We start from the raw sequence: 22,874 nt of genomic DNA on the forward strand, positions 1-22,874 counted from the left end.
GTCAGAATAAACCATGGTAATCCCTGCGCTTATAGCGGATAAAAAGGCGGAGTGCTGCCCTGAGTGCAGCGCGCCGCTGGTGATTCGCTCCAGCCGCCGCGGCCCTTTTTTGGGCTGCTCGTGCTACCCGGAGTGTGAATACGTTCGTCCGCTGAAAGCCAATGCGGATGATCATATTGTGAAGGAACTGTCTGGGCAACTCTGCCCGCACTGTCAGGGGACGCTGGTGTTGCGGCAGGGGCGTTATGGCATGTTTATTGGCTGTAGCAACTACCCGGCGTGTGACCATACCGAGGTCATCGACCGTCCTGATGAAACCGCATTAACCTGTCCACAATGTGGCAAAGGTAAACTGCTGCAACGTAAATCGCGCTTTGGCAAAGTGTTCCACGCCTGTGAGCGTTACCCGGAGTGCCAATTTGCGCTCAACCATAAACCGGTGGCGGGAACGTGTCCAACCTGCCACTATCCACTATTGTTCGAAAAGAAAACGGCGCAGGGCGTCAAACGTTTTTGCGCCAGTAAAGCCTGTGGAAAGCCGGTAACGGCAGAAATTGATACCAATGAGTAATGTAGTGAATGAACAACCGGTTTCTGTCATTCAGGAACTGATAATGCAGAATGTCATCGCCTATCCTACCGAAGCGGTTTTCGGCTTGGGGTGCGATCCTGACAGCGAAGCCGCTGTGATGCAACTGCTGGCCTTGAAACAACGGCCTGTCGAGAAGGGGCTTATCCTGATCGCGGCTGATTATCAACAGCTCACCCCCTATATTGATGACAGCCAGCTCAGCGCTGAGCAAAAGGCAGCGATGTTTGCCTCCTGGCCGGGACCGGTAACGTGGGTGATGCCGGCCAGGCCGAGTACGCCACGTTGGTTGACCGGGCAATTCTCATCGTTGGCGGTGCGCGTCAGTGCGCATCCTCTAGTACGTGAGCTCTGCCTGGCGTTTGGCAAGCCAATCGTGTCAACCAGCGCTAATCTGACCGGACTGCCGCCGTACCGCACGGCACAAGAGGTTCTGACCCAGTTTGGTGAGGCCTTTCCTGTTCTGCACGGAGAAACATCCGGGCGGCAGAATCCGTCTGAAATTCGGGATGTCTTGACAGGCAACCTGATACGACAAGGTTAAAAAGTGGAGATAACGGTGTCTGAAGTAACGTCATTCGCGGTTTTTGGTCATCCTATTGCGCACAGCAAATCGCCGCAGATACATGCGCTGTTTTCTGAGCAAACCGGCATCCCCTTGACGTATGAACGCCTGTTGGCACCGCTGGACAGCTTTGAACAAACGCTGCGTGATTTTTTTCAGGCAGGGGCGTTGGGGGTGAATATCACCATGCCTTTCAAGGAGCGTGCCTATCAGGAAGTCGATGAGCTGAGCCAACGCGCCTCGTTAGCGGGAGCGGTCAATACCGTGAAGCGGCTCGAAGACGGTCGGCTGTTGGGGGATAATACCGACGGTATTGGGCTGCTGAGCGACTTGCAGCGTCTTGCGCTGGTGACACCGCAGGATCGGGTGCTGTTAATCGGTGCGGGTGGTGCCAGCCGTGGCGTTATTCAGCCGTTATTAAGCCATGGGTGTTCGCTGGTGGTTACCAATCGGACGTTTGCCAAGGCGGAAGTGCTCGCGACACTGTTTCAGCCGGTGGGGCCGATTGACGCGTTGCCACTGGATGGACTGGAATGCGAAAACTTCGATCTGATCATCAACGCCACCTCGTCAGGGATCGCCGGCGATATTCCCGATCTGCCTGCCTCGTTGATCACGGCCTCTACGCGCTGTTATGACATGTTCTATCAGGCCAGCCTGACACCGTTTTTATTGTGGTGCCAGCAGCAGGGGGCATCACAGTTGGCAGATGGTTTTGGTATGTTGATCAATCAGGCGGCACACGCGTTCTTCCTTTGGAACGGCGTGATGCCAGATACCACCCCGGTGATCGAACAGATGAAAAAAGTACTTAACGCATGAATCAGGCGATCCAGTTCCCCGATCGCGAAGCGTGGAGCGAAGAGGATCGTATGATCTACTTCCCTGTATTGATCGGTGGTTTTCAGCGTGAATGTCGTATCAGTGCCGCGCAACTTCAGACGCGTTTTGGGGGAACTGATGCGTATAGCTGGCTGGCGTTGTTCAGAGAGCACCGCTGGGATATCGAAGATCTTTTCGAAGCTCGGGTGCTCAATGAACAGGATGACACTGAGGGATATTACTCGCTGTCCTGAGCCAGATAGTCGTTTTTCCACGTGGCGTAGTTGTTGGCGGAATAGCGTAAACCCTCGATCTCTTCGACCCTGTACATGATTCTGTGTAAATGCCTTTCTCAGTAGTGACCGTCCAGGCGGTCACCGAACTCGATAATAAAACGGCTCATTGCCATACGCCAGTCCCGCAGTGGCATCGTCCATTTCTGTGAGGCCGACTGGATTGCCAGCCACACCACCTTTTTCACTGCGTCGTCAGTCGGGAACACCTTGCGTTTTTTAATCGCATGCCGGATCACACTGTTCAGCGACTCGATGGCGTTGGTTGTGTCGATGACTTTGCGGATATCTGCCGGGTAAGAGAAGAACGTTGCCAGATTGCTCCAGTTCGTCTGCCAGCTCCGGCTTATCTGTGGATAGCGGCTGTCCCATGCGCTGGCGAATGCTTCCAGCGCCTGCTGGCCTGCTTCTTCCGTAGCGGCCTGATAGATGGCTTTCAGGTCGCGTGTGACGGCTTTGTAGTCCTTCCAAGAGACGAACCTCAGGCTGTTGCGTACCATGTGCACGATGCACAGCTGGATGCGGGCTTCCGGATACACCGCGTTGATGGCGTCCGGGAAGCCTTTCAGACCGTCGACACAGGCGATGAGGATATCGTTCAGGCCGCGGTTTTTTAGTTCTGTCAGCACATTGAGCCAGAACTTCGCGCCCTCGTTTTCGGCCAGCCACATACCCAGCAGTTCTTTCTGGCCCTCGATGTTGATACCCAGTACCAGGAACACGGATTTATTGATGACGCGACTGTCCTGCCGGACCTTCAGGATGATACAGTCAAGGTAAACAATGGGATAGACTGCATCCAGTGGACGATTTTGCCATTCAGTAACCTGTTCCATCACGGCGTCGGTGACCTTCGAGACCAGCGCCGGTGAGACATCCGCGTCATACAGCTCGTTGAACGCAGACGCTATCTCGCGGGTGGTCATCCCTCTGGCGTACAGGGACAGGATTTGGTTATCCATCCCGGTGATCCGTGATGTAGCCCCCTGTAACACCAGACAGTAGCTGTATCTCCAGATAAGAGATAGGCTTAGATATATGTCTAACAATCATGCTAATTTTGAAATGTGATGTAGCCCCCTGTAACACCAGACAGTAGCTGTATCTCCAGATAAGAGATAGGCTTAGATATATGTCTAACAATCATGCTAATTTTGAAATGACCGGGATCCTGTTAGGGCAAGAAGTCCGTAAGCGTAAAACTCCGCAAGAGAAAATCGCCATCATTCAGCAGACAATGGAGCCGGGGATGAACGTCTCCCATGTAGCCCGCCTGCATGGCATCCAGCCCAGCCTTTTGTTTAAGTGGAAGAAGCAATACCAGGAAGGAAGCCTCACCGCCGTTGCGGCCGCAGAAGAAGTGGTTCCAGCTTCGGCGCTGGCGACTGCCCTCAAGCAGGTCCGGGAGCTACAGCGCCTTCTGGGTAAGAAGACGATGGAAGTTGAGATCCTCAAAGAAGCAGTGGAGTACCGCCAGTCGCGAAAATGGATAGCGCACGCGCCCTTGTTGCCAAAGGACGGGGAATAGCTCTGGTCAGCCGCGCCATGAGCGTGTCGCGTGCGCAGCTGTCACTGCGGGTTAACCGTTCTGCCGACTGGCTGGACAGGCGCAGCAACCGGCGTAATGACGAAGCTGATGCTGAGATATTATCGGACATCCTCCGTATCATCAGCGACATGCCCAGTTACGGTTACCGCCGAGTGTGGGGTATCCTGCGTAAGCAACGTCGTGCAGAGGGACTTCCACCGGTGAACGCCAAACGGCTTTACAGGATAATGAGCGAGCATAACCTGCTGTTGTTGCATGATAAAACTGAACGTCCGAAGCGGGAGCATAAAGGCAAAATCGCGGTAGCAGAGAGCGATATGCGCTGGTGCTCAGATGGCTTCGAGTTCGGTTGTGACAACGGCGAGAAGCTGCGGGTGACGTTCGCACTGGACTGCTGCGACCGGGAGGCCATAGACTGGGCAGCGAGCACCAGGGGTTATGACAGTTCAACCGTGCAGGATGTGATGCTGAGGTCGGTGGAAAAACGCTTCGGTAGCGCGCTGCCGGATAAACCAGTGCAATGGCTGACGGATAATGGTTCAGCGTACACAGCGCATGAAACGCGGAAGTTCGCCAGAGAACTGAATCTGGAGCCCTGCACAACAGCAGTGAGCAGTCCACAGAGTAACGGCATGGCAGAACGGTTCGTGAAGACGATGAAGGAAGATTACATCGCCTTCATGCCAAAACCCGATGTGCGAACAGCGCTGAAGAACCTTGCAGCGGCGTTCAATCATTACAATGAAAACCATCCGCACAGTGCGCTGGGATACAACTCCCCAAGAGAATATCGGCGCCAGCGGGCATCGTTAACTTAAGATACAAAAGCTGTCCGGAGATGGTGGGTCAAGATCAGATACAACTCCCCAAGAGAATATCGGCGCCAACGGGCATCGTTAACTTAAGATACAAAAGCTGTCCGGAGATGGTGGGTCAAGATCACATCCCGGTGATCCGGGTCTGGTTTTTCTTCACCAGTTGTGGTTCGAAGGAGCCATCACGATCGCGCGGAGTACGTAGTTCCAGAGGGCCATCGCCGGTGGTCACGGTGTTTGTGGAATAGCCGTTGCGGGAGTTGGCCCCCGGTTTGGGCTGATTTTTATCGTAGCCCAGATGGTGGGACATTTCGGCGTTGAGAGCAGCCTCAACGCTGATTTTCTTCAGCAGGCGATCGAATTGGCTGAGATCGCCAGGGGTTTTGAGATTTTTGGCCAGTTCGTTAGCCAGAGCCTGCAACTGTTTTTCGTCCATAAATTAACCTGTTTTTGATGTTGGATTGAACATATCAAAATCAGGCAATTACACAAATTTATGTACAGGGTCAAAATGTAGCGCGTAAATGGCCGAGTAAGAGAAACTCGGTTAGCCAACGTGCTGAATAGTTTTCTCTAACGCACGTTGCCAATCAGATAACGCAATTCCCAATCCCTTGATTTTGTTCCCAGCAAGCGTCGAATAGGCGGGGCGATGTGCAAAAGTGGGGTATTGCGCTGTGGTGATCGGAGTGAGCGTCGGTGCTTTAGTCAAAACGGTGTTCTGCACTGCGACAAAAAAGATTGCCTGAGCAAACTCAAACCAGCTCACTTCCTTGTCACCCGCGTAGTGATAAATCCCACCAGCAGCATTTTGCTGTAGCAGTGCGATGATCGCGTGTGCAATATCGCCCGCATAGGTGGGGCAACCGCGCTGGTCGTTAACAATGCTTAATGCATCCCGCTCTTTGCCTAAACGCAGCATGGTTTGCACAAAGTTATTACCGTATTCACTAAACACCCAGGCAGTGCGCACGATAATCGCACTGGGTGCAGTTGCGCTAACGGCGCGCTCACCCGCTAATTTGGTGATGCCATACACGCTGAGGGGATTGGTCGGGCTCTCTTCGGTGTAGGGCGTGTTGGCATTACCATCGAAAACGTAATCGGTTGAAACGTGCACCAAACGAATACCATGTTGGGCAGCCACGTTTGCCAGATTAGCTGGGCCCGTGGAATTGATGCGTTCCGCCAATTCTGCTTCGCTTTCTGCTTTATCCACTGCGGTATAAGCCGCTGCATTAACAATGGCATCTGGTTTGAAGGCGATTACAGCAGCCGTAATTTTATCTCGATCAGTAATATCTAATTCGACTGAGTCGGTAGCTAGAATTTGCCAGTCTGCTGGTAATGTGTCTTGAAAACAGCGGCCAAGCTGGCCGTTTGCGCCGGTCAATAGCACTTTCATTAATCCAGCTCCTTGAAACGTTTACCGAGTTTGTCCTTTTCAGAAAGCAGCGGCGATTCCAGCGGCCATTCAATCCCTACATCCGGGTCGTTCCACAACAGGCAGCCTTCATCGGAAGGTTGATAATATTCCGTGCATTTATATTCAAAATCGGCAAAGTCAGAGAGCACGGCAAAACCGTGCGCTAATCCCGGCGGTATCCAAAATTGCGTTTTGTTCTCTTCCGTTAACATCACGCCAAACCATTTGCCATAGCTGGGAGAATCCCGGCGAATATCGACCACTACATCATAAACTTCGCCGCGTACCACGCGCACCAGCTTGCCCTGCGGGCGCGTTTTCTGGAAATGCAGCCCGCGCAACACGCCTTTGCTGGAGCGCGAGTGGTTATCCTGCACAAAATCCAAATCGATATTCAGCATTTGCTGATAACGGTTTTTCTCAAACGTCTCTAAAAAGAATCCGCGTGCGTCGCCAAAGACCTTTGGTTGAATCACTTTTGCGCCGAAAATAGGGGTATCAATAACTTGCATAGTGTTTGTTCAATAATGGAAAGGTTAGTGGAATTTATGCACCAGAGATCTCCGGCCTATGCCGAGGATGGTGAGTATCACTTTTGCTAAGCATAACAACATCAGCTTTTCACGAGCGTTGTAACCCGTTATCGGCTTACTAGCGTGTTTCTTCAACCAAACGCGCCAGATACTGCCCGTATTGGGTTTTACTCAGCAGCTGTGCTTCTTTTGCCACTTGCTCACGCGAGATCCAGCCTTTACGGAAAGCGATCTCTTCCAGGCAGGCCACTTTCATTCCCTGACGCTTTTCAATGGTGTGAATAAACTGTGAGGCTTCAATCAGGCTATCATGGGTGCCGGTGTCCAGCCAGGCAAAACCTCGCCCCAACAGCTCGACGTTAAGCGTGCCTTGATCCAGATACATCTGGTTCAGCGTAGTGATTTCCAATTCACCGCGTGAAGAGGGTTTGACTTGTTTAGCAATCTCCACCACGTCTTTGTCATAAAAATAGAGGCCAGTCACCGCCCAGTTAGATTTAGGCTTGAGCGGCTTTTCTTCGATGGAAAGCGCTTTAAAGCTGTCATCAAATTCCACCACGCCAAAGCGCTCTGGGTCGGTCATCTGATAGCCAAATACCGTTGCGCCTTGTTCTTTCGCTACCGCGCTTTCCAGCTTTTTGCCAAAGCTCTGGCCGAAATAGATATTATCGCCCAAAATCAACGCACAGCGTTCACCGTTAATAAATTCTTCACCGATAATGAACGCTTGAGCCAGCCCGTCCGGGCTCGGCTGCTCCGCATAGCTGAGGTTGATGCCAAAGTGGCTACCATTACCTAACAGGCGCTGAAATGAAGGAAGATCTTCCGGGGTGCTGATAATCAAAATATCTCGAATGCCTGCCAACATCAGTACCGATATCGGGTAATACACCATGGGTTTGTCATAAATGGGCAAGAGTTGTTTTGAGATACCACGCGTGATGGGGTAAAGCCGAGTACCAGACCCACCCGCTAATACGATGCCTTTCATTAGCCAGCCTTCGTTATGTTTATACCAGAAGTAAAGAGTAGGGCAGTGAGTATACAATATCGATGCGGAATTGTCTGAACTATAAGAATAGTTACGCCTTTCATATAGCGTTGTGAGTAATTGGGTGTAACCTTATTCTCACAGCCACGTTATGATGGCAGAAAAATGACAACGGATAACAAGAGAGTTAATGCATGGCAACAACATTGAAAGCGATTATCCCCGTCGCCGGGTTGGGTATGAACCTGCTGCCGGTAACAAAAGCAATCCCAAAAGAGATGCTGCCGTTGGTGGATCGTCCGGTAATTGAGAAAATCGTTAATGAGTGCGTCAATGCGGGTATCAAAGAGATTGTGCTGGTTACGCACGCCTCGAAAAACGCCATTGAAAACCACTTCGATACCTCCTTTGAGCTCGAGTCTTTGCTGGAAGAGCGGCAAAAACGCCAACTGCTGGCCGATGTGCAATCCATCTGTCCTAAGGGCGTGACTATTATGAACGTGCGTCAGGGCGAAACGCTGGGGCTGGGCCATGCCATCAACTGCGCGCGTCCTATAGTAGGCGATAATCCGTTTGTGGTGGTGTTGCCGGATGTGGTGATGGATGAAGCCAGTGCCGATCAGAGTAAAGAGAATCTGGCACAGCTGATCGCGCGTTTTGAAGAAACTGGCCATAGCCAGGTATTGGTAAAACATCGTCCTTATGAAGTGCTGCCGGAATACTCTGTGGTGGAATGCGCTAAGCCATTGAACCATGCAGGTGACGCAGCGGTCATCACTTCCATGATCGAAAAACCGGAAGTGCCGCCGGAAGAAGGGTCTGATTTATCTGCTGTCGGCCGTTATGTGCTGTCTGCGGATGCCTGGTCTATTTTGGAAAAAACCTCCGCAGGGGCCTGGGGCCGTATTCAACTGACCGATGCCATCGCCGAACTGATTGAGCAAAACCATCAGGTAGATGCGGTGCAGATGGCGGGCCGCAGCTTTAACTGTGGGCGTAAGCTCGGTTATATGCAGGCATTTGTCGCTTATGGTTTGCGTAATCCTGAGTTTGGTGATGCGTTTAAAGTCAGCATCAAAGAATTGCTGAATAAATAATTGGCATTGATACCTTGCTACTAAGCCCTGCCATCGTGCGGGGCTTTTCTCTTCTTTAGACCTATCACTATCCACATGCCTTAAGCTGAGTTACCATATCCGCCTGCTTTTGCGTTGTCTGTCGCCGTCGTGATACAGGCAGGTTATCCTTCAGACAGGAGTTGCTTTAATGTCCAAACAGCAAATTGGCGTGGTGGGTATGGCGGTGATGGGGCGCAATCTGGCGCTTAACATCGAAAGTCGTGGTTACACCGTGTCCATTTTCAACCGCTCTCGTGAAAAAACCGAAGAAGTGGTGGCCGAAAATCCCGGCAAAAAACTGGTGCCTTATTACACCGTTGAAGAATTTGTGGCGTCTCTGGAATCTCCGCGCCGTATTCTGTTGATGGTAAAAGCGGGCGAAGGCACGGACAAAGCGATCGAATCCCTGAAGCCCTATCTGGATAAAGGCGACATCATCATTGATGGCGGCAACACCTTCTTCCAGGACACCATCCGCCGCAACCGTGAGCTGTCTGCGGAAGGGTTCAACTTTATCGGCACTGGTGTCTCCGGTGGTGAAGAGGGCGCACTGAAAGGCCCTTCCATCATGCCGGGTGGGCAGAAAGATGCCTATGAGCTGGTGGCGCCTATTTTGGAAAAAATTGCTGCCCGTGCCGAAGGCGAAGCCTGCGTCACTTATATTGGGCCAGAGGGTGCCGGTCACTATGTAAAAATGGTGCACAACGGCATCGAATATGGCGATATGCAACTGATTGCCGAAGCCTATTCACTGCTGAAACACGGCTTAAATCTGTCTAACGACGAACTGGCAAAAACCTTCTCTGAATGGAATGCCGGGGAACTGAGCAGCTACCTGATCGATATCACCAAAGATATCTTCACCAAGAAAGATGAAGAGGGTAACTATCTGGTTGATGTGATTTTGGATGAAGCGGCTAACAAAGGCACCGGCAAATGGACCAGCCAAAGCTCGCTCGATCTTGGCGAACCGCTGTCGCTGATCACCGAATCTGTGTTTGCGCGCTATATCTCCTCTCTGAAAGATCAGCGTGTTGCTGCCTCCAAGGTGCTGACTGGTCCGCAGGCGAAACCGTTTAGCGGTGATAAGGCCACCTTTATTGAGAACGTGCGTCGGGCGCTCTATCTGGGTAAGATCGTTTCCTATGCGCAAGGTTTCTCACAGTTGCGTGCGGCTTCAGAAGAGCACCAGTGGAACCTGAATTACGGCGAAATCGCCAAGATTTTCCGTGCTGGTTGCATTATTCGCGCCCAGTTCCTGCAAAAAATCACGGATGCCTACGCGGCAACGCCGGATATCGCTAACCTGCTGCTGGCACCTTACTTCAAGAAAGCCGCTGATGAATACCAGCAGGCGCTGCGTGATGTGGTGGCCTATGCGATACAAAACGGTATCCCGACGCCGACCTTCTCAGCGGCTATTTCTTATTACGACAGTTATCGCTCTGCGGTATTGCCTGCCAACCTGATTCAGGCGCAGCGTGACTACTTTGGTGCGCATACCTATAAACGTACCGATAAAGAAGGCGTATTCCATACCGAGTGGTTGGAATAAGTTATTTCCTAAAATTACGTAGCCAAATAAACGCCGAATAGTCCCGCTATTCGGCGTTTAGCGTATGGCGTTTTCGTTAAATTCAAATTAGGCTGTGTCCCTTAATTACATAACCTCTGGTAAAATAGGCGGATGCAGCCCAGTTTCAACATTGCCAGATAATTCCTCGCCGTTTTGTCGTAACGTGTCGCAATGCGACGGTATTCTTTCAGGCGGCCAAAGCACCGCTCAACAACGTTCCGATTGCGGTAGGCGTCACGATCGAGCTGGCTTTGTTGAATAAATAGAAAGTTTGGGTAATCATCGGATCAGATCACCATAGTTGTTTCAACATCAGGTCTCCATGGCAAAACAAAATTTTAAAATCACTAACTGGCCCTCCTATAACAAGGCCCTCAAGCAGCGCGGTTCTCTAACCGTATGGCTAGATGAATCAGCCATTGCTGCATTGTAGTGGTCAACTAATATTGGCCACCGCATTAGACTGTATGTAGAACAGTCGCTCAGATTCGTTTGGAGTTAAGCCGCCGTTATACCAGTGAGGCCGGATAGCGCTGTAATACCCCGTGATGTAGCGGATAATCGCGTCCTGGGCTTCGCTGAAGCTGTTGTAACCCTTTGTCGGCACCCATTCTGTCTTCAGGCTGCGGAAGAACCGCTCCATTGGCGCATTATCCCAGCAGTTACCCCGCCGACTCATACTCTGCTTTATCCGGCAGCGCCACAGGGCTTGCCGGTATTGACGGCTGGTATAGTGGCTGCCCTGGTCGCTGTGGAACATGACTCCTGTTGGTTGTCCCCGGAGTTCCCAGGCCATCTGCAACGCTTTAACTGTCAGCGCCGAGTCCGGCGACGTCGACATGGCCCAGCCCACCGGTTTGCGGGCGAACAGATCTAGCACCACCGCAAGGTAAGCCCAGCATTTGCCCGTCCAGATGTAGGTCACATCGCGGCACCAGACCTGATCCGGCGCGGTAACCGCGAACTGGCGGTTGAGATAGTTCGGTATTTCAACGTGTTCATTGCCGCCGCGTTTGTATTTGTGAGCCGGTCGCTGGCAGCTGGCGATACCCAGCTCCTTCATCAGCTTGCCAGCCAGCCAGCGCCCCATTTTGACACCGGAGCTGCCGGTGACGATGGTCGCGATACTTCGAGCGCCGGCAGAGCCGCCGCTGGCGTTCCAGGCTTCCATGACGCGGCTACACTTAACCACGCGCTCACCGTCGGGTTCATTAGCGGAAGCCTGCCAGTGCCTGTAGCTGCTGCGATGTACCTCAAAAGTTTGGCACAACGCCGTGACCGGGTATCGCGCCCTCAGCCTGTCGACTACCGTGAACCGTTGAGTGAGTCCGACATTAAGAGCGCCGTAGCCTTTTTTAGGATTTCGTTCTCCATTTCAAGGCATTGGACTTTTTTCTTCATCTCACGCAGCTCGAGCTGTTCAGGGGTAAGAGGAAGTCCCGTTGGCGTTTTTCCCTGTCGTTCAAGGCGAAGCTTATTGACCCAGCGACTAATGGCAGAATGGCTGACATTAACCGCCTCTGCGGCCTTAACGTATGTGTAGCCGTGGTCGACAACCAGCTTTGCGGCTTCGAGCTTAAATTCCGCCGTAAAATGTTTACCCATGAGGTCACCTGTCGTGTTGATGAGGTGAGCATATCACCTCCGCTCAGGTGGCCAGTATCAGTGTGCCACTACAATTGAGGCGAGTTTGCATTTGAAATAGTCTTTTTTTTTTGCATTATCAGCCACGAATATGTTGGCTTATTTGTGATGCATAAAAATAGTATTGCAGTGAAGGATGAGCGTGTGTCTGAAAATAAAAGGAAATTTTACCTCATTGGGCAGCTGTTTTTCGGTTATGTCACGGTACTGAGTGTTGCATCGTCGCTATTGATGGCAGGGCAAACGTTGGCCGCCGAAACGGTAACCGGCAACGCTGATGTGATGGTAATCATTGCACAGGACGAGAAAAATACCGCGCTCCCCGCTGGTGGAATGATAGCGAAACAGAGTGCTGCCGGTACAAAAACGCAAATGCCGTTGGTAAAGACGCCACAATCGATTGCGGTGGTCACGTGCGCACAAATGGACAAGCAGCGGGTGAGGTCTGTCTCCGATGCGTTTAATTACTCTGCCGGCGTGCTTCCAAATTACCGGGGCTCCTCTAACCGCAATGACGAAACCATCGTGCGCGGTTTTCGCTATGCGCCTAAATTTCTTGATGGGTTGAGCTTTGGCCTGATCGGGCAAGGTGCCGGTATTGGAAAGATCGATCCCTGGTTGTTAGAACGCGTTGAATTGATTCGCGGCCCGGCGTCTGTCATGTATGGTCAGGTCGATCCTGGCGGTACGGTTATTATGACCAGTAAACGTCCCACGGCGGAAAAGATTCGCCACGTGCAGTTTAGTGCGGGTAACCAACGTTTTGGTGAAGCCGCATTTGATTTCGGCGGTGTGCTGAGCGATGACAGCGCACTGTTATATCGCTTGAACGGGATAGCCAATACCCGGCAGCAATTTGTTAAAGATGCCAGACAACAACGCATCGCAATCGCCCCAGCGTTGACGTGGTTGCCCAATGCCGACACCAGTCTGACCGTACTGACCCGTTACCAATACGACCCTGAGGCGGGTTTTCGTAACTTCCTGCCCGCTTACGGCACGGTGTTTGCCACCAACGCCGGTTATATTCCTTACTCGCTGAATGTCAGCGATCCGAATTACCATCACTCAACGCGTGAGCAGATAGCGTTCGGTTATATTTTTGAGCACTCCTTTAACAGGGCGATTTCTGTTCAACAGAATCTGCGCTACTCACAACTGCATGATAACTATAAATCTCTGGTTTACAGCACCGGCGGCAGCGCCACGGATACGACGCTAACGCGTAACCAGCAACGCGAAAAAATAGATGCTGATGAATTGGGGATCGATACCCAATTGAAAGCGAGCTTCGTCACTAGCTCTGTGAACCATACCCTACTGGCTGGGTTGGATTATATCTGGCAGAAGCGTGACGCTAATTTGTGGCTCAAGAGCGGAAGTCAGTACGATTTTGATTGGGCTCACCCTCACTATGGTGGGTCTTATCTGGAAAATGACAGCGATTTGCCCTTGGTACGCGGCGCGTTTAAAAAGCTCGATCAGGTAGGGCTCTATGTGCAGCATCAGGCGGTATGGCAGCAGTGGAACCTGCTACTCTCTGGGCGTCACGATTGGACAGAAATTCGTACCTACTAGAGCACGCTCAACAATGCTAAAAGGCAGTCGAATGATGATGATTTTACCGGTCGTGCGGCGCTGCTGTATGCGTTTGAGAATGGTTTTTCACCCTATATCAGGCTTTGTTGAATAATAGGGAATCGTGCTGTTTTACTATGCCCATTTTGGTAGAAAATGCTTATCACCTCAGGCATTCCGTTTTCTCATGATGCTTAACTGCATGATTTTACGTTGCTGGAAACAATCGTTTTACTGGGCTGGTAGCATAAAATCTGTTTATTCAACAAAGCCTCTATATCAGCTACAGCACTTCCTTTGAGCCTAATCTGGACAGCGGCATTCCGGGGTCGGCACCCTTCAAGCCCACAACCGGTGAGCAAACTGAAGTGGGGATAAAGTTTCAGCCGGTGGGCCGCAACACCTTGTTAACGCTATCGCTGTTTGACATCACGCAGAAAAACATCACGTCATGGAACAGCAAACTCAAGTTCAACGAGCAAATTGGCAAAGTCGAATCACGAGGCGCTGAAGCGGAACTCCATACCCAAATCACACCCGCACTTAGCCTGATGTCGGCGTACAGTTATACAGAGGCGGAGACGAAAGAGAGCACCAATGCGAGCACGCCAGCAGGGAACAGGCCAGCGGCGACGCCACGCCATATGGTCTCCGCCTGGGGCACCTACTTTGTTCACAACGGCCCGCTGGCCGGGCTGACGGTGGGAACCGGTGTGCGTTACATCGGCAGCAGTTATGGCGATAACAAGGAGAGTTTCAGTGTGCCGCACTACATCCTGTATGACGCGATGGTGAGCTATGATTTAGGTTCAGCCTCGTCGCAGTGGAAAGGTGCGGTGTTACAGATCAATGTCAACAACCTGACCGATAAGCATTATGTGGCCTCTTGCAGTAATAACGAAGCCTGCTTCTACGGCTGTTGGACGCTCGATTATCGCGACGGTTAGCTACCGCTGGTAATCCCTCAAACACTGTCGTGCAAGATATGCCAGAACGCGGCAATCAATGGCTCATTGAGTCGCTTTTTCTGCACGCAAACGCCGAGTTCAAACGGTTCCATCGCTTGCTCCAGCAATACTGAAACGCGGTTACGCACTGGCTCTGGGCTGTTTTCCAGCACCACGTCCGGGATCAACGAGATGCCGCAGCCCAGTGCCACCATCGACACCATTGCCTCGTGTCCCGACACGGTGGCGTAAATCAACGGATTGGCGATGTGGTGACGACGGAACCAGACATCAATACGTTTTCGCACCGGGCCGTGCTCGGGCAAAATAAACGGAATCTGTGCCCAGTCTGGATTGGGTTGCCGTACCATCGACTGGACCGGTGATGCCAGTGCTGGGGCAATCAGTACCAGGGGGATCTTGCCGATAGGCATAAAATCGATGGTGGTAGGTAAGGTTTCCGGGTGGCCCGCGATGCCGAGATCGGCTTCATTGGACTGCACTTTTTCCACCGCATCGGCGGCATCGCCGGTTGTTAGCTTGATTTCGACCAGCGGATGCTGGGCGCGGAAACGGTCGAGGATCGGCGGTAGATGTCTATAGGCGGCGGTCACGGAACAGAAAATGCGTAGCTCACCGCTCAATGACGGCCCTCGTTGCCCAATGGCGTGGCGCAACTGCTCGTAATGCAGCAGCGTCTGCTGAGCAAATTGTTTCAATTGCTCGCCAGCATCGGTCAGTTGCACCGTGCGGTTATCGCGTAAAAACAGGGTTTGCCCGACATCCTCTTCCAGTCGTTGGATTTGGCGTGACAAGGTTGACGGACTCAGGTGCATGGCTTTGGCGGTGCGCCCGAAATTGCGGCTGTCACACAGGTGTAGAAACAGTTTTAAATCTCGTAAATCCATGTGCGCACGGCCTCATTTTCGTCTTGCAGTTATTGCAATGTCATCTTGTTAATATATCAATTTAAGCAATACTTTTCCTGTCATATCATGAGGGCATTCAGGCTTCCCTGACAGGAAACCTCTTCTGAACACTCGCAATTAACAGATTAAACGGAGTTGTGCATGGCTAACTATTTCAACACTTTGAACCTGCGTCAGCAGTTGGCGCAATTGGGTGTATGTCGTTTCATGGGACGTGAAGAATTCGCAGACGAAGCGAACTACCTGAAAGGCAAAAAAGTGGTGATCGTCGGTTGCGGCGCGCAAGGGCTGAACCAGGGTTTGAATATGCGTGATTCCGGGCTGGATATCGCCTATGCGCTGCGTGCAGAAGCTATCGCGGAAAAACGTGCGTCATGGCGTAAAGCGACTGAAAACGGTTTTAAAGTCGGCACCTATGAAGAGCTGATTCCGCAGGCGGATCTGGTGGTGAACCTGACGCCAGACAAGCAGCACTCCGCTGTGGTTCAGGCTGTTCAACCGCTGATGAAGCAGGGTGCATCTCTGGGTTACTCTCACGGCTTCAACATCGTTGAAGTGGGTGAGCAGATCCGTAAAGACATCACTGTGGTGATGGTGGCGCCGAAATGTCCGGGTACCGAAGTACGTGAAGAGTACAAACGCGGTTTTGGCGTTCCGACGCTGATCGCGGTTCACCCGGAAAACGACCCGAAAGGTGAAGGCATGGCGATCGCCAAGGCCTGGGCTGCCGCTACTGGTGGTCACCGTGCGGGCGTACTGCAATCTTCTTTCGTTGCCGAAGTGAAATCTGACCTGATGGGCGAGCAGACCATCCTGTGCGGTATGTTGCAGGCCGGTTCTTTGTTGAGCTTTGACAAACTGGTTGCTGAAGGCACCGATCCTGCCTATGCGGAAAAACTGATTCAGTTCGGCTGGGAAACCATTACCGAAGCGCTGAAGCAAGGCGGCATCACACTGATGATGGATCGTCTGTCTAATCCGGCAAAACTGCGTGCTTACGCGCTGTCTGAGCAGTTGAAAACGATCATGGCTCCGTTGTTCCAGAAACACATGGACGATATTATCTCCGGTGCGTTCTCCAGCGGCATGATGGAAGACTGGGCCAACGACGACATTAAACTGCTGACCTGGCGTGAAGAAACCGGTAAATCCGCGTTTGAAAATGCCCCGCAGTTCGACGGTAAAATCGCAGAGCAAGAGTATTTTGACCACGGCGTATTGATAATCACTATGGTTAAAGCCGGTGTAGAACTGGCGTTTGAAACCATGGTAAGCGCGGGCATCATCGAAGAATCCGCTTACTACGAATCGCTGCACGAACTGCCGCTGATTGCGAACACCATTGCACGTAAGCGTCTGTATGAAATGAACGTGGTTATCTCTGATACCGCAGAATACGGTAACTACCTGTTCGCGAATGCCGCCGTGCCGTTGCTGAAACAGGCATTCATGGCTTCACTGCAAGCGGGCGACATCGGCAAGCCGGTGGCGGCTACCAGCGTAGATAATGCACAACTGCGCGACGTCAATGACGCGATCCGTAACCACCCGATTGAAGCGGTGGGTCAGAAACTGCGTGGCTACATGAAAGACATGAAACGCATTGCGGTTGCAGGCTAAGAATAAACGCATTACTTCGGCAATGAAAAAAGGCGCAACCGTGGTTGCGCCTTTTTTATACGTGAAACACATCGTTCCTTAACGGCTTTGGAACTGGGCTTCTGCTTGTTGGAAGCGATCGGTGACGACTTTGGAGGGCGCACGACCCATCAGGCTAACGATAAAGATCGCCAGGCTGGCAAAGAGAAAGCCGGGGATGATTTCATACAGATTAAACCAGGCATTTTGTTTCCAGATAATCACCGTGGCAGCCCCGATCAGCATACCGACCAGCGCGCCGTTACGCGTCATACGCGGCCACAGCAGGGAAATCAAGATCACCGGACCAAACGCGGCCCCAAAACCTGCCCAGGCGTAGCTGACCAGCCCCAACACGCGGTTTTCCGGGTTGGCGGCCAACAAGATTGAAATGACGGCAATCAATAACACCATAATGCGACCGACCCAGACCAGCTCGCGTTGCGTAGCGCCAGGACGGAAGAAGGGGCGGTACAAGTCTTCGGTAATGGCGCTGGAGCAGACCAGCAGCTGGCAGCTCAGGGTGCTCATTACCGCCGCCAGAATAGCGGAAAGTAACACACCGGCGATCCACGGGTTAAACAGCAACATGGAAAGCTCAATAAATACCCGCTCGGCATTGTTGGTGACGTTGCCTGCTTGTTCCGGATGATTGCTGAAGTAGGCGATACCGAAGAAGCCCACGCTCACCGCCCCCGCGAGGCACAGGATCATCCAGGTCATACTGATGCGGCGTGCACTGCGAATGGTGTGGTGAGAATCTGCTGCCATAAAGCGCACCAGAATGTGCGGCTGTCCAAAGTAGCCCAGACCCCAACCCAGTAACGAAATGATGGCGATAACGTCCAACCCTTTGAACATATCCAGATTGGCCGGGTTTTTCGCCGCGATAACCAACAGAGACGTATCGATGCCATCCAGCGCCAGAATCACCATCACCGGGTGTCAGTATCAAGGCGAAAATCATCAGCGTGGCCTGTACCGTATCCGTCCAACTGACTGCCAGATAGCCACCGATAAAGGTATAGGCGATGGTAGCGGCCGCACCGGCCCACAATGAGGTGGCGTAGCTCATGCCAAAGGTGCTTTCGAAAAAGCGGGCACCGGCAACGATGCCAGAAGCGCAGTAAATGGTAAAAAACACCAGAATAATCAAGGCCGCAATGACTCTCAGGATTTTTCTGGTGTCTTCGAAACGGTGTGTGAAATAGTCTGGCAAGGTCAGCGCGTTGTGGTTCACTTCGGTGTGAACGCGCAGACGACCTGCAACCCAGCGCCAGTTGAGGTAAGCGCCGATAGTCAGTCCGATAGCGATCCAGCTTTCAGAAATGCCGGAAATAAATATCGCGCCTGGCAGCCCCATCAGCAGCCAGCCGCTCATGTCAGAAGCCCCCGCTGAAAGTGCCGTGACCACACTGCCCATCCGGCGTCCACCCAGAATATAGTCGCCAAGGGTGGTGGTTGAGCGATAGGCGGCCAGGCCGATCAAGACCATTCCGAAGATATACACCAGAAAGGTCACCAGCATGGGTGTACTCATTGTCATTAGAATCTCCAAGTTAAAGCGCCCTGTCTATCCCCATCATGCTAGGGCATAAAGGCAAATCATATTGTTGGTATAACCTGACGGGAACGACGTCCGGTAGAGCACAGTCTGCACGATTGCGCATCCCTCGTGCAGCCTATTTTTTCTTATAATGCAAAGCGTTAACGATTTGTTATATTTCCTCGTCACGCCAATGTTATACACTTGTTAACTGCATTGCATCTTATGGCAACTCGCGAAAACCAGGTTGCATAATCCGATAACGATGGCCAAGCTTCGAAGGCATACCTTCAACAAATCAACGTTATCCGATCCCTCACTATCGATGATTATCTTGGCTTCACTGGAGTGAAACGATGGGATTCTCCACTATAGCGGTAAAGCTTGACGATGCGACCCGCAATCGTATCGAACGTACAGCGCAGCGCCTTGATCGCACATCGCATTGGTTGATTGAGCACGCCATTTTTTGCTATCTCGACGCCGTCGAGCGCGATGGTAAAGCTCCTGACATCACACCAGAGCAGGGTAAAGCATTTCAACGTGCGCCGGAGATTATGCCGAAGTCTCGTCAGGAAGGAAGCTATCAGCCGTTTTTAGCTTTCACGCAAACGCTGTTACCCCGTTCACCGCAGCGTGATGCTATCACGGCGGCGTACCGCCGTTCCGAGGGCGAAATGGTGCCGTTACTGCTCGAGCGGGTAGAACCGATGGCATCAATGGCACCGGCGGTGCAGGCGCTGGCCTATCGACTGGCGCAGACGCTGCGGCGTGAACAGCAGACCCATGGGCGAGCGGGACGGGTGCAAAGTTTGTTACAGGCCTTTTCCCTGTCATCGTCAGAGGGGATTGCTCTGATGTGCTTGGCAGAAGCGTTTCTGCGCATTTCCGATGCCTCAACGCGCAATGCGCTGATCCGTGACAAGATCAGCAGCGGTGACTGGCATTCCCATTTGGGGAAAGGGCAATCGCTGTTCGTCAATGCGGCAACCTGGGGACTGCTGCTGACCGGGAAGCTGGTTGCGACGCACAGTGAAACGCGTCTGGCACACACCCTGAAGCAACTGATTAACAAGGGGGGCGAGCCGGTCATTCGATTGGGGATGGATCGCGTGATGCGCCTGATGGGGGAGCAGTTTGTTACTGGCGAAACCATCGATGAGGCGCTGTCCAACGCGGAACATCTGGAACAGCAGGGATTTCGCTATTCCTATGACATGCTGGGCGAAGCGGCCCTCACCGAGCAGGATGCGGAGGCTTACCTCAACGCTTATCAGCAGGCGATTCATGCGATTGGCAGGGCATCTCAGGGGCGTGGGGTGTATGAAGGGCCGGGTATCTCCATCAAGCTGTCGGCGCTGCATCCACGTTATAGTCGTGCGCAGTACGATCGCGTCATGGAGGAGCTCTATCCCCGTTTGTTGGCGTTGACGTTGCAGGCGATGCAGTACGATATCGGCATTAATATTGATGCGGAAGAAGCAGAACGGCTAGAGATCTCCCTCGATCTGTTGGAGCGGTTGTGCCATGAGCCTGCGCTGGAGGGCTGGAAAGGGATCGGTTTTGTGGTGCAGGCCTACCAAAAACGCTGCCCGTTTGTGATTGATTTCCTTATCGATCTGGCACAGCGTACCCAGCGACGCCTGATGGTGAGATTGGTGAAAGGTGCCTAATGGGACAGCGAAATCAAACGCACGCAAGTAGAGGGTCTGGAGGATTACCCCGTCTATACCCGTAAAGTGTATACCGATGTCGCCTATCTGGCCTGCGCTCGCCAACTGCTGGCGGAACCGGATGCCATTTACCCGCAGTTCGCTACCAACAATGCTCATACCCTGAGCGCGGTGTATACGCTGGCCGGTGACAGTTATTACCCTGGGCAATATGAATTTCAATGCCTGCACGGTATGGGGGAGGCGCTTTATTCGCAGGTCGTCGGTCCCGAAGAACAGGGCAAGCTGGCGCGCCCCTGTCGGATCTATGCCCCCGTCGGCACCCATGAAACCCTGCTGGCCTATTTGGTGCGGTGTCTATTGGAAAATGGTGCCAACACCTCGTTTGTTAACCGCATTGCGGATGCGGAGGTTCCACTGGAGCAACTGATTGCCAGCCCGATAGCTGAAGTGCAGGCGCTGGCATACAAAGAGGGGGCTCCTGGCTGTCCGCATCCGCGAATTCCTCTACCTGCTCAGATCTACGGTGCAGAGCGTTGCAATGCGCAAGGCGTAGATCTGACCGATGAGCGCCGTCTGGAAATGCTCGCAGCGGCCTTAAGCGCCGACGCCGCGCAGGTACGGCATGCGGCACCGATTATGGCCGATGCATCATCACCGCTGGCGGCTCGGCCAGTGATCAATCCGGCCCAACAGCACGATATCGTGGGATACGTGCATGATGCCAGCGAGGAGGATGTGCGCATTGCGTTGGGCTGTGCGGTGCAGGCAGCAGAGCGGTTCTCGACGGTGTCGCTCCCGCAGCGGGTTGCCAGCCTGCAACGCGCTGCCAGCTTGCTGGAAGCCGTGTATCCGCAGTTCATCGGGTTATTGGTGCGCGAGGCGGGGAAAACCGTGCCAAATGCCATTGCTGAAATACGCGAAGCGGTGGACTTCTTGCGCTATTACGCACAGCAGTCTGCTGCGGTGTCATCGGAACTAGTTTGCCCGCTGGGCGTGGTGGTTTGCATCAGTCCGTGGAACTTCCCGTTGGCCATTTTTACCGGGCAGATTGCTGCCGCACTGGCTGCGGGGAATGCGGTACTGGCAAAACCGGCGGAGCAAACACCACTGGTTGCCGCGTTGGCGGTGCAACTGCTGCATCAGGCTGGCATTGCGCCTGATGTGTTGCAACTGCTGCCCGGCGCTGGTGCGCGATGCGCGCGTCAATGGCGTGCTGTTTACCGGATCGACCGCGGTTGCCAAGAGCTTGCAGCGCACGTTGGCAGAACGGTTGGATGCGCATGGGCAACCTGCAGTGCTGATTGCTGAATCCGGTGAGATGAATGCCATTATTGTCGATTCGTCCGCGCTGACGGAGCAGGTGGTCAGCGATGTCATGGCCTCCGCCTTTGACAGCGCAGGGCAGCGTTGTTCAGCACTGCGTCTGCTCTGTCTTCAGGAGGACATTGCAGAAGCGACACTGAACATGCTGCGTGGCGCCATGGCGCAGTTCCGCGTGGGCAATCCCGACAGTCTGGCAAAGGACTGCGGCCCGGTGATCGACGATGAAGCCCGCGAACGGATCGAGCAGCATATTCACCTGGTGCAAGCGGAAGGGCATTCGGTGTTTCAGGCGGCTTTCGGCGCACAGGCGTGCCTGGCCTCATGGCGACAGGGCACCTTTGTCTTGCCGACGCTGATTGAACTGGACCAGGTAGCCAGCTTGCAACAAGAGATCTTTGGTCCGGTGCTGCACGTGGTGCGTTATGCGCGCGAGGGGCTGGATACGTTGATTGAGGAGATCAACGCCTTGGGGTATGGGCTCACGTTGGGCGTCCATTCACGGATTGATGAAACCATTTCGCGTATCACGCAGCGGGCGCATGTGGGTAACCAATACGTCAATCGCAATATGGTGGGGGCTGTGGTCGGCGTTCAGCAATTCGGAGGCGAAGGGTTGTCCGGTACGGGGCCGAAAGCGGGCGGGCCGCTCTATTTGCCACGCTTGCAGAGAACACCGCCTGGCCAACCCAGCGCAGCGAGCAACGCATTGGGCGTCAATGCCACATTGGCGACGACGCCGGAACGCGCGGGGTTTGCGCTACTGGTTGACTGGGCGCAACAACAGGGACGGCTGGCGGTGTTCGAGGCGGCGCACAGCTACCGTGCCTGGGGCGCTGTCAGCGGTGTGATACGCCCGCTGCCGGGGCCCACTGGCGAACGCAATACCTATATGCTGACACCGCGCGATAACGTGTTGTGTCTGGCGCAGGAACGTGACGATATGCTGCGCCAGTTGGCGGCGCTGCTGGCCGTGGGCAGTAACGCATTATGGCCTGACAGCGCAGCGTTACGTGAACTTGCCGGCAGCTTGCCGCTGGAAGTGCAGCGCCGCATCCGTTTTACTCCGGAATGGCAACAGGAAAGTGGGCATATTGGCGCGGTTATCTGTCACGGCGAGAGCGACATGTTGCGTGAGGTTAATCAGCAGATTACGCAATGGACGGGGGCGATTATTCCTCTGCTCGGCTGTGAACCCGGCAGTGACACGATCCCACTGGATCGATTATGGCATGAACGTGTGCTCAGCGTGAATACGGCGGCAGCGGGGGGAAATGCCAGCCTGCTGATGATGACGGAGTAATCACTCCGTACGCGCC

At 53.2% G+C, this 22,874-nt stretch carries 14 protein-coding genes and 7 pseudogenes; 12 read left to right on the forward strand and 9 right to left on the reverse strand.

Annotated features, from left to right (window positions below; translation table 11 throughout):
- The first annotated feature begins 13 nt into the window (after nt 1-13).
- Genes ACWWJF_RS27735 through ACWWJF_RS27750 form a run of 4 tightly spaced genes read left to right on the forward strand, consistent with a single transcriptional unit; the run spans nt 14 to nt 2,230 of the window.
- The gene (locus ACWWJF_RS27735) at nt 14-571 is read left to right on the forward strand and encodes a topoisomerase DNA-binding C4 zinc finger domain-containing protein (RefSeq protein ID WP_455871532.1); all 558 of its coding nucleotides are present in this window, start codon (nt 14-16) and stop codon (nt 569-571) included.
- A complete protein-coding gene (tsaC, locus tag ACWWJF_RS27740) occupies nt 564-1,133 on the forward strand; it encodes an L-threonylcarbamoyladenylate synthase type 1 TsaC (RefSeq protein ID WP_455871533.1) in 570 nt (189 codons plus the stop codon). The genes ACWWJF_RS27735 and tsaC overlap by 8 nt, the downstream gene beginning before the upstream one ends.
- Before the next feature lie 15 nt (nt 1,134-1,148).
- A complete protein-coding gene (aroE, locus tag ACWWJF_RS27745) occupies nt 1,149-1,976 on the forward strand; it encodes a shikimate dehydrogenase (protein ID WP_455871581.1) in 828 nt (275 codons plus the stop codon).
- Entirely contained in the window at nt 1,973-2,230 is a 258-nt protein-coding gene (locus ACWWJF_RS27750; RefSeq protein WP_455871534.1) for a DUF1488 domain-containing protein, read from the forward strand. Before aroE ends, ACWWJF_RS27750 begins: the two co-directional genes overlap by 4 nt.
- Before the next feature lie 98 nt (nt 2,231-2,328).
- Here the strand turns inward: ACWWJF_RS27750 and ACWWJF_RS27755 are convergent.
- A pseudogene (locus ACWWJF_RS27755) lies at nt 2,329-3,246 on the reverse strand (IS256 family transposase); the annotation flags it as partial.
- A gap of 182 nt (nt 3,247-3,428) precedes the next feature.
- Between ACWWJF_RS27755 and ACWWJF_RS27760 the strand changes: the two are divergent.
- Nucleotides 3,429-4,636, forward strand: a protein-coding gene (locus ACWWJF_RS27760; RefSeq protein ID WP_455871153.1) for an IS3 family transposase whose coding sequence is annotated in 2 segments (ribosomal slippage) — nt 3,429-3,750 and nt 3,750-4,636 — 1,209 coding nt in all. Because the reading frame shifts where the segments join, the coding sequence is not laid out codon by codon here.
- A gap of 124 nt (nt 4,637-4,760) precedes the next feature.
- Here the strand turns inward: ACWWJF_RS27760 and ACWWJF_RS27765 are convergent.
- The 4 genes and pseudogenes from ACWWJF_RS27765 to rfbA all read right to left on the reverse strand — a co-directional run.
- A pseudogene (locus tag ACWWJF_RS27765) lies at nt 4,761-5,069 on the reverse strand (transposase); the annotation flags it as partial.
- 111 nt (nt 5,070-5,180) lie between these two features.
- Complete coding sequence (rfbD, locus tag ACWWJF_RS27770) at nt 5,181-6,038, reverse strand: dTDP-4-dehydrorhamnose reductase (protein ID WP_455871535.1); 858 nt, start codon at nt 6,036-6,038, stop codon at nt 5,181-5,183.
- Nucleotides 6,038-6,571: a dTDP-4-dehydrorhamnose 3,5-epimerase gene (gene rfbC, locus ACWWJF_RS27775; protein ID WP_455871536.1), complete on the reverse strand. Its 534-nt coding sequence runs from the start codon at nt 6,569-6,571 to the stop codon at nt 6,038-6,040. The genes rfbD and rfbC overlap by 1 nt, the downstream gene beginning before the upstream one ends.
- 139 nt (nt 6,572-6,710) lie before the next feature.
- Nucleotides 6,711-7,583, reverse strand: a complete 873-nt coding sequence (gene rfbA, locus ACWWJF_RS27780; protein WP_455871537.1) for a glucose-1-phosphate thymidylyltransferase RfbA — start codon at nt 7,581-7,583, stop codon at nt 6,711-6,713.
- Nucleotides 7,584-7,777: 194 nt separating this feature from the next.
- Between rfbA and ACWWJF_RS27785 the strand changes: the two genes are divergently transcribed.
- Both ACWWJF_RS27785 and gndA read left to right on the forward strand, forming a co-directional pair.
- Entirely contained in the window at nt 7,778-8,680 is a 903-nt protein-coding gene (locus ACWWJF_RS27785) for a sugar phosphate nucleotidyltransferase (RefSeq protein ID WP_455871538.1), read from the forward strand.
- Nucleotides 8,681-8,849: 169 nt separating this feature from the next.
- On the forward strand, nt 8,850-10,256 hold the full coding sequence (gndA, locus tag ACWWJF_RS27790; RefSeq protein WP_455871539.1) for an NADP-dependent phosphogluconate dehydrogenase: 1,407 nt from the start codon (nt 8,850-8,852) through the stop codon (nt 10,254-10,256).
- 101 nt (nt 10,257-10,357) lie between these two features.
- Here the strand turns inward: gndA and ACWWJF_RS27795 are convergent.
- Nucleotides 10,358-10,531: pseudogene (locus ACWWJF_RS27795) on the reverse strand (transposase); the annotation flags it as partial.
- Nucleotides 10,532-10,599: 68 nt separating this feature from the next.
- Here ACWWJF_RS27795 and ACWWJF_RS27800 point away from each other — a divergent pair.
- Nucleotides 10,600-10,704, forward strand: a pseudogene (locus ACWWJF_RS27800) (IS5/IS1182 family transposase); the annotation flags it as partial.
- 9 nt (nt 10,705-10,713) lie between these two features.
- Here the strand turns inward: ACWWJF_RS27800 and ACWWJF_RS27805 are convergent.
- Nucleotides 10,714-11,882 (reverse strand): IS3 family transposase gene (locus ACWWJF_RS27805; RefSeq protein ID WP_455869773.1). Its coding sequence is split into 2 segments (ribosomal slippage): nt 10,714-11,627 and nt 11,627-11,882, totalling 1,170 coding nucleotides; the frame shifts between segments, so codons are not numbered across the junction.
- 147 nt (nt 11,883-12,029) lie between these two features.
- On the opposite strand from ACWWJF_RS27805, the gene ACWWJF_RS27810 reads away from it, so the two are divergent.
- Both ACWWJF_RS27810 and ACWWJF_RS27815 read left to right on the forward strand, forming a co-directional pair.
- Nucleotides 12,030-13,499 carry a TonB-dependent receptor plug domain-containing protein gene (locus ACWWJF_RS27810; RefSeq protein ID WP_455871582.1) on the forward strand — a complete coding sequence of 490 codons (1,470 nt, stop codon included), beginning with the start codon at nt 12,030-12,032 and terminating at the stop codon, nt 13,497-13,499.
- 269 nt (nt 13,500-13,768) lie between these two features.
- A pseudogene (locus ACWWJF_RS27815) lies at nt 13,769-14,459 on the forward strand (TonB-dependent siderophore receptor); the annotation flags it as partial.
- Nucleotides 14,460-14,463: 4 nt separating this feature from the next.
- Here the strand turns inward: ACWWJF_RS27815 and ilvY are convergent.
- On the reverse strand, nt 14,464-15,354 hold the full coding sequence (ilvY, locus tag ACWWJF_RS27820) for an HTH-type transcriptional activator IlvY (protein WP_455871540.1): 891 nt from the start codon (nt 15,352-15,354) through the stop codon (nt 14,464-14,466).
- A 162-nt stretch (nt 15,355-15,516) separates the two neighbouring features.
- Between ilvY and ilvC the strand changes: the two genes are divergently transcribed.
- A complete protein-coding gene (gene ilvC / locus ACWWJF_RS27825) occupies nt 15,517-16,995 on the forward strand; it encodes a ketol-acid reductoisomerase (protein ID WP_455871541.1) in 1,479 nt (492 codons plus the stop codon).
- Between the two features lie 78 nt (nt 16,996-17,073).
- On the opposite strand, the pseudogene putP reads toward ilvC, so the two are convergent.
- Nucleotides 17,074-18,559: pseudogene (putP, locus tag ACWWJF_RS27830) on the reverse strand (sodium/proline symporter PutP).
- Between the two features lie 356 nt (nt 18,560-18,915).
- On the opposite strand from putP, the pseudogene putA reads away from it, so the two are divergent.
- A pseudogene (gene putA / locus ACWWJF_RS27835) lies at nt 18,916-22,858 on the forward strand (trifunctional transcriptional regulator/proline dehydrogenase/L-glutamate gamma-semialdehyde dehydrogenase).
- The last annotated feature ends 16 nt before the right edge of the window (nt 22,859-22,874 follow it).

It is taken from the genome of Symbiopectobacterium sp. Eva_TO (assembly GCF_053848865.1).